Source organism: Geobacillus proteiniphilus (assembly GCF_001908025.1).
GTDB classification, from domain to species: Bacteria; Bacillota; Bacilli; order Bacillales; family Anoxybacillaceae; genus Geobacillus; species Geobacillus proteiniphilus.
The window spans coordinates 1-12,582 of sequence record NZ_MQMG01000072.1 but is presented as its reverse complement, the minus strand read 5'-3'; the positions used below and the strand labels follow the sequence as shown (position 1 = coordinate 12,582).

The window sequence follows — 12,582 nt, the reverse complement described above, 5'->3', positions numbered from 1 at the left end:
TACCGTGATTTTCTTCGCGAGGAAGTAAGACGAAATGACTATTTTCGACCTCTGAACCATTTCATATATGTCTCAAACATTCCTGCTTCACCGTTAAATCCCTAGTTGAAATTCGTGTACAGTATATTTGCTTTTTGTCACAACTCCCGGGTGCCGCAATGTTTCATGCACGTTTTTAATAAAGTAGGATACTGCATCTCTTGTGGTTTTGGGATCACGACATCACCAAATTCAATATCCAGTTGCAATTGCTTTTTTATTTTGCCAAGTGCTGCCGGAATTTTAATACGAATCCCTTCATAATCAGCACCCTCTTTAATTCGTTCAGCCGTAATGCCCTTTACATCAAATTCGACTCCATCTTCTTCAGCAGTTAACGTACAAATGGACTCAAACGCAGTTTTGATATATTGAATATCATTCGAAATTTGTCTGGCTAAAAAGTCAATATCTTTGGTTGGCCTAGATTTAAATTGTGTTAAGGAAAATAAAAAGAGACCGCCTTTTAGAACAAATTTATCCCGATAATTAGAAATGGAAAGTCGATATAGCAACCTTTCTTGAAAATACAACAATAAAATGAAATCAAAGGTTTTTCCGCTTTGTTTAGCAATATTCTTTAGTCTTTCTCCAACTGAAGCAGGTATATTTTTAACATTTCCCATTATAAAAGCACCTCTAAGTATTTTAATAAAACCGTCTTGATGCGCATTTTCTCAGCACATTCCACCAGTTTATTTATGTTTTTTTCAGGACTTTGTAAATAATTTCGCAAACCTTCTTTCATTAAATCGATTCCTATTTTTTCTCTGTATCGAATAATGTCGCAAATCGTTTTTTCACGATTATAAATGCTTATTTTATGGCCGCCTATTTCCACTTCTTCAATTCCATATTCAAACTGTTTTTTTGAAAAATAGAAAATTTTAATTGGCGGATAATCGGGCAAACTGGGTTTCCTTGATTTTCTTTCAATAGCAATTTGGTACTCCCACGGGTTATAAGTTGTTAACTCATAAAAAGACAATGCCGACAAAAGACAAAGAACACCATTCGGGATCACTTTTGATACTTCAACCACTTCTTCATTTTGATCATTTTCAAATGCAGCATAACGGTACAGCCCACGTTTTATCCTAATGATTTCTCCATTTTGCTCGAACTTTCGAATATAATATTTGCTCACTCCTTCTCTGGTTAAGTCTTCTGTCTTCGCAAATCCTTTTTGACGCACAAAAATATCTTTTATTATTTTGCTTACTTCTTTATTCATTAATTATCACCACTCTTTTCACCTAAACGTCGGCATTTATCATTCATTGCAAACGTTTAATATACTTATTCTCGATTACTCACAATATCCCTCTTTTTTCACCTTAATGCATCCACTTATTATTATATGCCGACAATAAGTAAAATTCCTACCGTTATTTTCACATATAATATTGAACCATTTCGCTCATGAAAACGTGATCCACTCCACTCCCGGAAAGACATCGTGTTAATATGGAGGGAGAGACATGATCGGCTGGTTGCCTATCGAAATATCTTCATATATCGCCATTCGAGCAAAATAATGCCTATGGAGGCTCCATATCATACTGACTGTGTTCCAAACACTGTCCTTGGTCAACCGCAATGTCTATGGCTACACTTTAACAGCGACGTCACTGCCACTGACTATTACTCCGTCAAATGATTTGAACTGTGAACATCATAACACCTTCATTAATTACCAACTAACTTGAACGCTCTCCCCCTATGCTTGCACTTAGAGGCGGGAGATTCTTGGGAACCCCCGCGGCAGGCTATGAACCAAGCCATCCCCGTGCGTCCCACGGTTCAGCGGTCTTACGAAGACAGCGATTCATCCCCCACTTATGCTCACGCGTAGAAGTGGGGTCTTCTCAATTCGGAATGATAAACATGCAAAAAGCGAGGCTGTCCCATTCATTCGGACAGCCTCGCTTTCTTGCTTACTCCCCATTCACCAACTTCAACTTCTCCTTTGACGGCGTTTCGTAGCGGATGTGCGTGTCGATGTCGGTTACGTAATACCCGCCGCCGACCGCGTACTGCCCGCCGAAGCGCGCGTCATACCCGTAGACGCGGTACACTTCCCCGGGCTTTAAGATGCGGACGAACACAAGGCGCCCATCCTTCGTCCGCTTCCATAGATTGATCGGCTTTTGCACCGTCAAGCGGCCGATTTGCCCTTTTTTCAGCTCCACACCATCCCAGTAGACTTTTTTCACTTGGCCTGGAGGAGTGGTTGGCTTCTCCGGCTGCTTTGGCGGGTTGGGCTTTTCTTCCTTCCAAAGCGGCAAGGCAAATTCATATTGGGCAAATCCGCTCGGCAAGGCGGCGACATAGCGGATGCTGCCGTCTTGCGGCAAGTATTTTTGCGCTTCCGGCGACGATTCAAAAGTGACGGTCACCGGCGCTTTCCCTTTCACTGGCGCAAACCGCCAGTTGCCATCCGCCGACGGGTTGATCGTTCCGTTTTCCCGAATGTAATCGATGATCACTTGCCGGTTTTCATCCAGCGCAGCCAAAATCGTGTTTTTCCCGCCCGGATTGATGATCCGGTTTGTCGTCGCCCGATAGTTGTTCGTTGCGACGATAAATTCCATGTTCGGCGTCACTGGCTTGCCTTCGAATTTCAAGTTTTTAATCCGATTCGCGTTCGGATTGATCACATTTTGGTTTTTGTCGTATTTCGCCGGCTCGGTGACATCGATCTCGTACGTCACTCCATCAATAATGTCGAAGTTGTACGTCGGGAAGTCATTGTTGACGAGCGGCTGAACGTCTGTCTTGTTCGGGTCGATTTGGTTGAATTGCCCCGCCGACCACTCAAGCCATTCTTTCAACTCGGCTCCCGTAATTTTCAACGCATACACCGTGTTCGGATACAAGTACAAATCGGCGACGTTTTTAATGGCGATTTCCCCTGCCGGGATGTCGGTATAATAGCTCGCCCCGCCGCGTCCGCCGGCTTTGAACGGAGCGCCGGCCGACAGCACCGGAAGGCCTTCATATTTCGTCCCCTTCAACATCTTTTCGACATACCATTTTTGCGCATTCGTGACGATTTGCACGGACGGATCGTCTTTTATAAGCGCAAAATAGCTGTTGATCGGGCTCGTTGTTTTTCCAACCGGGCTGCGGACGTACTGAATCGTCGCTTCATGTTCCGCTTGGATCGCCTGCTCAACGGCCGGGTCGCTGTCGACAAGCGGCGTTTTCGTCGCCTTGTCATACACTGGACGGAGTTGGGCTTTCGCTTGCGTCACTTTCCATTTTCCGTCGACTTGCTCGACCGTCAAGTCGATCACGCCGAGCGTATCTCCCCATGAACCCGGCATCGTCACCGGAACACCGTTGATCGTGCCGGTTTCATTGTTGATTCCGTTTCCGTCCGGAAAATCTGGTGTCGTGCCTGGAAGGGCCGGGAATTTTTTATGCTGGTGGCCGGTCAACACGGCGTCGATCCCCGGAATTTGCGTCAAATAATACGATGCGTTTTCCATATTCGGGCTGTTTCCGCCGGTCTCAATGCCCGAGTGCGATAGCACAACGATCAAATCGGCCCCTTCCGCTTTCATTTTTGGAATATACTTTTGCGCCGACTGCACAATGTCTTTCGCAATCACTTTCCCTTGCAAATTCGCTTTGTCCCAATCCATAATTTGCGGCGGCACAAAGCCGATGACGCCGATCTTCAGCGTATGCTTCTCCCCGTCTTCATCAACGACTTCTTTCGCTAAAATTTGATACGGCGTGAAATAGTTGACATCGTTATCCGGATTTTGGTCATGATCGTCACGGTACACGTTCGCATTCACGATCGGCAGCTTGGCATCGTCATACACTTCATTGAGGAAATCCAAGCCATAGTTGAACTCATGGTTCCCAACCGTCGCCGCATCGTACTTCAACAAATGCAACAGTTTCACCGCTGGATGCACTTCTCCGTCTTGCAACGGCTTCACTTTGGCCACATAGTCGCCAAGCGGCGTTCCTTGAATCAAATCCCCGTTGTCAAACAGAAGCGTATTCGGCTGCTCAGCGCGCGCCTGCTCGATCAAACGCGCCGTCTTCGACAACCCAAACTCATTCGTCGGACTATCTTTGAAATAATCGTAGTTGACGAGATTCATATGTACGTCCGTCGTCTCTAAAATGCGCAGCTTGACGACATCTCGGTCTTCCGCGCCCGCTGCGGTCGGCAACACAGCCGGAGCAAGCAGCCCCAACGCCAACACCACGCTCGCCGCCCCGTATTTCTTCCGTTTTTTCAATGCCCATCCCCCTCTAGTGGTTCGAAAGATTTGTACCATTGCCATCATATCACAAAAAACACAAAATTGTTAGAAAAAATACTCTTTACCACAAAATGTACTTGACAGAAGGAAGTTTCCTGGTAGACGAAATCAAAAAGATCATTTTCTCTTTTTACCATTTATCATCTCTAACCGAGAAGCCCCCACTTTCGCGCGATCAGCGGAAGTGGGGAATGAATCAGCGTCTTCCATCATGGATGTTCCCCAACGCCGCCTAAAATATCTTGAAAGAAGGACTTCGTTGGCTGTCTTCGTAAGACAGCTAAACAATGGGACGCACGGGGATGGCTTGGCTGGCAACCTGCCGTGGGGCGGGTGTTCCCAAGAATCTCCCACCTCTAAGCATTTGCGTAGGTGGGAGATCATTCAAATCGATTGAGCGAAACTTCTATCATGTTTGTTTTTCTAAAAGTCACGTACACCTTTTGGGGAAGGTCCATTTTTGACGAATGAAAAAGAAAACAGCACCTTTCCCGCCACATGGGCGGGAATCGCTACTACTTTCCATCAAGGTCGAACCGTGGTCGGATGAATCGGCTCGCCGTTTGAACGTTTGATCACGATCGTGGACAAGTCAACCCCGTCAGCTATGTTCCATGTTTGCACATACTCTGCCCCGCGAATTTCCTTTACATGTCTATTCGCAATGACTACCTCTTTCACGACGGCTCCTTGAAAATCCACGACAGCCCCCGGAGCAACAGGACAGATGACCACCTTCGTGTGCCGAAGCCCCTCTCCCCGCAGCACAGCGTTGTGTTGCAGCCATATGCCGTCGCGAATGGAAGACATGCCCTCCACTGACAAGAATGCGTGCACCGTTTGCACGACAAGCCGGTTCAAGGATACATTTGCCAAGCGCGTCCATGGTTGTTGTGGAGTTGTTTCCTCCTTGCTCGAAAGCGATGTTTGAATAAGCACAGGGTCATGGTCGCTCGCCCGCTTTCCTTCCATAAACGGAGCGTTGATATGGACGATATCCGCCTTCGTTGAGGAAGCCAAGCGTTTTGACACAAGAATATGGTCAAGGAGTTGGGAATTGCCTTCATAAATATACGAATACCGATCATCCGCCGGCACGCTTTCCATCATGTTCACCAATTCGCTTCCTTTCAACGTCTTTACAGCAGCGGAGAACTCAAAATCATTCAAATCGCCAAGTACAACGACATTGGCATTCGGCTGCTTCTCCAACACATCTTGGACAAAACGATGAACGACCTCAGCGATTTGCACGCGTTTTGCCTCACTTGGGCGCACAGGCGGCTGGATTTTGCCGAACAGAGGTGCATCCCCGTTTTTGGAGTTGAAATGGTTCGCAATGATGATCACCGTTTGGCCGCGAAATTCAAATTGAGCTGCCAACGGCTTGCGAGTCCCTTGAAAAACGGGATTGTTTGGATCAATTCGCCCTGGATTGAGCGTCAAGCGCCCATCGGTAAACGCCACCGCCTCCGTCGCCGCCCCCTGTCTTCCGTCCACAAGCGACACGCGATCCCGATTGTACAAAAATCCGACACGAATGTTGCCCCCGGGCGCGCCGCCATCTTGATTGTTTTGCGGCGCAACATCAATATACACATAGTCCGGCCCTCCACGCTCTTTCACCTTTTGAATGAGACGTGCCATCGTTTGATCAGCGTTTGTCGCTCCGCTATCCGTTTCTCCGTCATTGTCTTGTACTTCCATCAATCCGATGATGTCCGGGCTTTTCAGCCTATAAACAAGATCATCGGCTAACTGGTTCGCTTTTTCGTCGCTCGATCGGGCGGAAAAATTTTCGATATTGTACGAAGCAATCGTCAATTGGTCGGGATCGGGAACAATGTCCGTCGTCTCCGGAGACACCGCGCCTTCGAGAAGACGTGGAAGTCGCTCGCGGTCAACAAGCACATTGTAATTGCCATAGCGGTAGCTCATCACCCCTGTGACCGGTCCGGCAAACGAATCTCCAGTTTTGGCGACGAATGTTCTGTCTTGCACATACAGAAGAATTCGCTCTGGATTGGCATCATTCTCGGACAGGCGCAATCCCCCTGCTCGCGTATCGACTGGGATGGACTGCGGAACAACCGGGATTTGCCCGTACTTTTGCGGACCGATCACTTTCGGCTCCTCGATTTGAACAAGCATGCCTTCTAAACTCTCAAAAAAGTCAATGCCATCTTCGTTAGGATCGAATTCAGAAAAACCGTCATTATCGATCACCTCCGTCGGCAATGCCCGGTCCCGCCCAATGACCACAGGAGCCGGCAACGGTTGGCCGCTTTGCACGATGCGAAGCGATCCTTTCGATGCATCGATTTCTGTGACTGTCAAATCGGTATCGGCTTTTTCCGCATACCCTTCCATCAGCCATTCCGTGACCGTTCCATCGATCAAAACCATGTCCCCCGGCTTGGCGCCATGGGATGGCTTGTACACAAAAATGCCTTCCGACGTGCGCTCATCGTTGTCCGGCTTTGGATCTTGCATGTACAAATGATTGGAGTCCGGGACATACGTGACAATGCCTTCGACGCCTGTCACTTGCTTCCCGTCCCATGGCGAACGATGGCCGACACCTTGAATGTCATGTATGCGCACTGCTTGAGTGAGGACCGAATACGTAAACACCGAAACAACACTGGGCTCCATGCCCTCCTTTACCGCAAATGCTTTGATCGTCATCGCTTCCGCTGGAATCGGTTCACGATATACGAAACTGGATGTCGTCGGCTCGCTGCCATCCACTGTATAATAAATCGTCGCTCCTTCGGTCGCTGTCACTAGGCGAATAAACGTCCCTTCTGGCACCGCCCCCGGCCCCGGCGCAGCGGTCACAGGTTCAACTCTAGATGTCGCGCTCTCCACCCAAGAATACGCCGTCGGCGCTTTCAAGCCCGGCACGGCAAAATATGCGGCCAAGCTTCCTGTAATACGAACTTTCTTTCCGACATTCTCCGGATGGGCCTTTAGATTCAATGCTTCCCGAATCGCTCCGGGCGGCAATTGCACAGGCAGAATTTTGTTTCGATCAGTTTCATTCGGACGATCCGCAAGAGCGATGTTTGTCTCCACTGTAAACGGCGCGGACAATGAATAGGTCACAGATGCGCCGCTTCCCGACTGAACCACGCCAACAATATAGCCTTCTACCGTCGCGGTCCCGCTGTTGCGAGCAATCGCCTCGGCCACCGTCACAGCCCCATCGGCCCGAGAAACCGCCGGTGTCAACAACGACAGCGCCAAAGCGAACAGCCATGCAATCAGAACCGCCGTTTTCCACCGTTTGCTTTTCATCATAAGCTCCCCCAGAAAGGTTTCAATTTTTCCCGCCTGCAAGCGTCGACAGTTGTTTTCAAATCGAAAAGGACTGGTGATAAACAGTAGTTTCTTCAAATCATCGGTTCATGAATGCAAAGAAAGTCCCCTTTCCACGCTGTTTTGCAATTCAAAAAAATCCTTGCTGCATCCGTTTTCTCCATTCGATCACCGACCTTCTAAAACAACCGGCGCCAATGCGTCCCCCCACTTCCACCCACGGAAGCGGGAGGATTGGGCCAACGCCTGCACGTTAGTCAAGCAAATACACATCCCCTTCGACTGTAACATGATCAAGCGTGACAGAATGATTGCCGCGAATATACAAATTCCCTTTGATGACCGCATATTGAAGTTGGTTCACATCTTTCGCTTCCACCGCCACATGGCCGTTATACATTTTCGGCTTGTCCGCTGTCCCGCTGAACTCGGCCGCCGGAACAACTATAGAGGCCAAATCGAGAATCCGCCCTTCCACGTTCGGCGCGACTGTTTTGTCAGGCTGGGATTCAATGTATTGCTTCGCCATTTCCCAATCGACAAAGCCCGGCTCGCTCACACGCCCCTCTCGATACGCTTTGGCGAACACCTCATATCCATCGCCGCCTTTCGCCGTAAAGTTGTTGGTTGCCACCCCGTAGGTTTTGTTCGGATCGAGCGGAATGTAACGGCCACCTTCGTTCACCTCAATAAATACCACTTTCTGTCCAACCGGCTGCCGGCTGTCATAAACAAACCGAAGCCCCGCTACTTGCAAAAATCCCCCGAATGGTTTCGTTGGCGCATCTTTTACACTGACTTCCAGAGCCTGCTTGATTTCTTCCCCCGTCAACCGCATAATGGCAAGCGAATTGCCAAACGGCATGACTTCAAGCAGTTTTCCCAGCGTAATCGTTCCCGCCGGAATGGACGTGCGAACTCCGCCCCCATTTTGAAACGCGATCGACACACTCGGGTCGATTTGTTTCGCCCGCGCCAACATGCCGTCGGCGATCATATTGCCTAAATTCGTTTCACCGACCCGCGCCGGAGGATTGCCGCCAACAAGCGGAACGGTCGTCTGTCCAACAACTGTCGTTTGCTTTTCCACGATTTTCGGCGTGTACTTCTCATCAAGCAGGGCAGCCGCTTCCTCATCTTCTTTCAACACATACATTTCACCGGTTTTTTGGTCAATATCGATCAGCTTCCCCGCATAGCTGATGACTTTCCCTTGTTCATCAAATTGGACATCGAGCGTGCCGAGATATTTGTTGTATTCATTCGCCTGTACGATGACCGTCGGCTCTTCTCCCGTTCGGTCGATGACCGGCTCCGCCAATTTATCATGGGAGTGGCCGCCGACAATAATATCGATGCCTTCCACCTCCTTCGCTAAAGTGAGATCATTATCTCCTCCCCCGTCATTAAAGCCGATATGGGTGAGGGCGATGATCTTATTCACTCCTTGGCGGCGCAAATCATCTACCGCTTTGCGCGCTTCTTGCAAATAATCTTCAAACTTCACACCATCGCCCGGACTGGAAATTTGCTTTGTCTCCGCGGTTGTCAAACCAAAAATGCCAATTTTTTCACCGTTTACTTCTTTGATCACACCTTCATACACGTTTCCGTTCTCCGGCTGGCTGGCAATCGTGTCATGGAATCGTCCGCCCAGGTGGACATCGTTCGACAAATCGACGTTCGCGCTGACAAACGGAAACCTCGCCTCTTTCACAAAATCAGCCAACACACCCGTTCCTTTGTCAAATTCATGGTTGCCAAATGTCATCGCATCATATCCGGCCAAATTCATGAGCGCCAAATCGGCCAATCCGTTAAACTCACTAGAATACAGCGTTCCGGAAAACACATCACCGGCATCAAGCAACAGCGCGTCCGGATGTTCGGTTCTCACTTGTTTGATCGCTGTCATGCGCCGCGCCGCCCGCTCCAAATGCCCGTGCGTATCATTCGTATGCATGATCATCAACTCAAACGGCTCAACGGTCAACGTATCCGTCGGGGCGGACACATTTCCGGAACGATCCGCCTCGTACAAGCGATAAGTGCCAATCGGCCATCCGGACGTGCTCACCCGTACATTCGTCCCGGGAGCGGTTAAAGAAATTTTTTTCGCCTTGCCGCTTGATACGAGCGCTTCCAACTCCGCCAAGGAATGCGGCTGTTCACTGCTCGGCACAGCATAGACGATGCCTTCCTCATCGGATTGGACGGTAATGTCTTTTCCGACCGTCACCCGCGGGGAAGAAGCCAACGACAAATGCGGGGGCGTCACATCAGCCATTCCCCCTCCGCTCGCTCCGCTGACGGAACCTGGGTTGGAGACGGTTCCTGACGTCTGTCCCTGAATGGCCACACCGACTGCCGTCTGCACAACACCCCGATTGGCGATTTCGACTGTTCCTTGCACAGTGGCGCCTTTTCGAATTTCTTTGACTACCGTCTGATCGCCAATTTCAATTCGCCCATTCCCATTGCTTACAACGACCGTCGTTTTCGCCAAATCGCCTTTGAGCTGAACGCGCTCCCCTTGTTTAGCAGTTGCGATATCGATCGCTTGAATTTCTGCTCCCTTCTCAGCAACAATGTCTGCGCCCGCTTTCACATCGAGTTGTTGCACCACCGTGCCTGCTTTGATGTTCACAGACGCCCCATTGCCCGCCACTTGGACATTCGTCTTGGAAAAATTCCCGCGCAATTCCACCAAGGTCCGAGAATGTGCAGCTTCAATGACAAGTGAATCATACGCCCCGGCTTCTTTCGCTTCCAACACCAATGTTCCCTCGCTGCCGGCTTCGTCAATGAGCCGGACGGTTTTCACCCTTGTTCCTTCGCTGGCCACAATATGCGCCCCGTTCACATCGCGAATGTCCAATTGCTCCGCAGACACAGATCGTTGATACAGAGTGTGTTCGCTTATATCATCGACAATAAGCTTCCCGTCGCCAACCGCCCCAGGGGTCACGTGTACATGATCCAACACAACCGTGCCGGCGCCATTTCCTTTTCCCTTGATCAAGACATCTCCCTTCACATGGGCATACGCGAAGCGAACATACTGCTTATCACCGGCAAGCAGCACCACCGGCCGATCATACTCCTGTTCTTTCCCCGCCGTTCCGCCCGCGGCAGTCGGATGATTCGGATCGGTGGATGCCGCCTCAATAATCGTCCACCGCGTTGCTGCTTCGTTTTTGGCCGCTTGCGCATAAGCACGGATGCTCTCGCGCAGACGGCTGTTTTCCCGCATCGCCCCCGAGGTGTTCCCCTCTTTGAGCCACCGATCGATGCGCGTTTGGCAAGCGATGACATCATCCAATCGCCCCTCAGCCACAGAAGCGCGCAAACGATCCGCCTCAATCTGGATCGATACCGGATACAAAGCCACTTGTCTCACTCGTTCCGCCGGCTTTACATATCCGTCAAACAGCGCTTGGCGCGTCGATGCCCCATAGACGCGGTACAATATCGGTGTTTTGGTACGAATTTCTTTTGATAAAGCATGATAAGCCTGCTCCAACGCTCGGCCTGCTTCCCCCTTGTTCAACTGCTCGGCCAGCTCTTGGGCTTTTTTCGCCATGCTTTTTCCCGCCGACACGGCATCAATGTAGGCGACCGCCCGCTGCACATACACCCGCACGTGCTCCGACAGCCGTGCTTCCAATCCTTCTCTCTCTTTGCCGCTCATTTTTCTTACTTCTTGCTCAGCCGCCTGCAATGCTTGTTTTGTTTCCTGAAACAGCCGCATATCAGGATAGTCAAGCGCCCGATCCGGAACCTTCTGTTTCCGGTACTCATATGACACTTCCCATTTCAATGCCCCTGCCAGCGCTTCGGCTTTCGCCACCAACTGCTCCGCCCGACCCGCATCGGCCGCTTGGACCAAACCGGGCGCCGCCGCCTCAGCAGCAAGCGACAAAGCGGACAATGCCGCTATCGGCATATACCTCTTCTTCATTTCCCTCTCCCTCCATTTTTTGTACAATTTCAATTTCAATATAAACTGAAAATAAAAGAAAAAAAGATAAAATATGTAAATATATAATAAAGATTTTGTAAATAAAGAAAATTATATCCCCCCCTATTCTGAAGTATGCAGATTAAGAAGCGATGAAAGAACCGGACATGATTTTATGATTTATAACAACAAAAAATCAATAAAATCAATAATATGATTTTTTATGTTGAAACAAACAAAAAAATCATTTATAATGCAATTCAAGGAGGTGAATATGATGTTGACCATCCAACAGGCAGCAGCGAAGATCCTTCAAGAGATGAAAATACCGTTAAGCGCCAAAGAACTGGCAAAAATCGCTTTGGAAAAAGGGCTTGTCCAAAGCCAGGCGAAAGATGCAGTTCAATCCTTATCACAGACACTTGAGCGAAATGTAAGAATGAACGTCGGGAACAATCCGGAATTGCAATTTGTCTATTTAGAAAAAGGAAGATGCCTTGCGCTGCCAGAATGGAAGTATGAACATCCCGAAGACCAAGCGGAATACAAAGAAAAAGAGCAGCCAGCAAAGAACAAAGTGACCATTGACCTACCTGTCGATCTATTGAACCAAATCCGGATTTATCAATTAGGAAATGAATTGAACAGTTTCAATGAGGCCATAGTCCACTTAATCAAAAAGGGAATTTCCGCAAGCACGAACGAGTTGCTGGAAAAACTGAAGTCCAAATTGAATAATTTATGATTTTCGGGCACAAGACGGCTCACGGATGGATGATATCAAGTGCTCTAAGCAGTTGCAGCGCGTTTTCATCATGGATTCAGAAAGAAACCATCAACTTCATGATTTCAAGGAGAACGAAAATTAGGAAAATCAAAAACATGGGCTGCCTCGGGACAGTGAAAAGAAGCCATGATTCAGCATGATTGTGGCACCTGTAGAACACGTCCATCAACATTCTCCGTTGATGC

General features: G+C 49.1%; 6 protein-coding genes. 1 reads left to right on the top strand and 5 read right to left on the bottom strand.

From position 1 onward, the window contains the following. Positions 1 to 137: 137 nt before the first annotated feature. The 5 genes from BRO54_RS17310 to BRO54_RS17290 form a co-directional block, all read right to left on the bottom strand. Positions 138 to 665 carry a nucleotidyl transferase AbiEii/AbiGii toxin family protein gene (locus BRO54_RS17310; protein WP_239691291.1) on the bottom strand — a complete coding sequence of 176 codons (528 nt, stop codon included), beginning with the start codon at positions 663 to 665 and terminating at the stop codon, positions 138 to 140. Then, positions 665 to 1,273, bottom strand: coding sequence for a type IV toxin-antitoxin system AbiEi family antitoxin domain-containing protein (locus tag BRO54_RS17305; RefSeq protein ID WP_031406925.1), 609 nt, complete (start codon positions 1,271 to 1,273; stop codon positions 665 to 667). Before BRO54_RS17305 ends, BRO54_RS17310 begins: the two co-directional genes overlap by 1 nt. Positions 1,274 to 1,976: 703 nt before the next feature. After that, on the bottom strand, positions 1,977 to 4,304 hold the full coding sequence (locus BRO54_RS17300; protein ID WP_074044729.1) for a bifunctional 2',3'-cyclic-nucleotide 2'-phosphodiesterase/3'-nucleotidase: 2,328 nt from the start codon (positions 4,302 to 4,304) through the stop codon (positions 1,977 to 1,979). 549 nt (positions 4,305 to 4,853) lie between these two features. Continuing rightward, the gene (locus BRO54_RS17295) at positions 4,854 to 7,628 is read right to left on the bottom strand and encodes a DUF6359 domain-containing protein (RefSeq protein WP_068895366.1); all 2,775 of its coding nucleotides are present in this window, start codon (positions 7,626 to 7,628) and stop codon (positions 4,854 to 4,856) included. Positions 7,629 to 7,902: 274 nt separating this feature from the next. Continuing rightward, on the bottom strand, positions 7,903 to 11,610 hold the full coding sequence (locus BRO54_RS17290; protein ID WP_223812548.1) for a 5'-nucleotidase C-terminal domain-containing protein: 3,708 nt from the start codon (positions 11,608 to 11,610) through the stop codon (positions 7,903 to 7,905). 277 nt (positions 11,611 to 11,887) lie between these two features. On the opposite strand from BRO54_RS17290, the gene BRO54_RS17285 reads away from it, so the two are divergent. Next, on the top strand, positions 11,888 to 12,355 hold the full coding sequence (locus BRO54_RS17285) for an HTH domain-containing protein (protein WP_068896398.1): 468 nt from the start codon (positions 11,888 to 11,890) through the stop codon (positions 12,353 to 12,355). The last annotated feature ends 227 nt before the right edge of the window (positions 12,356 to 12,582 follow it).

Coding starts and splice junctions, on each gene's coding strand:
- BRO54_RS17310 (WP_239691291.1), bottom strand. CDS start 665: ATGGGAAATGTTAAAAATATACCTGCTTCAGTTGGAGAAAGACTAAAG.
- BRO54_RS17305 (WP_031406925.1), bottom strand. CDS start 1,273: ATGAATAAAGAAGTAAGCAAAATAATAAAAGATATTTTTGTGCGTCAA.
- BRO54_RS17285 (WP_068896398.1), top strand. CDS start 11,888: ATGTTGACCATCCAACAGGCAGCAGCGAAGATCCTTCAAGAGATGAAA.
- BRO54_RS17295 (WP_068895366.1), bottom strand. CDS start 7,628: ATGAAAAGCAAACGGTGGAAAACGGCGGTTCTGATTGCATGGCTGTTC.
- BRO54_RS17290 (WP_223812548.1), bottom strand. CDS start 11,610: ATGAAGAAGAGGTATATGCCGATAGCGGCATTGTCCGCTTTGTCGCTT.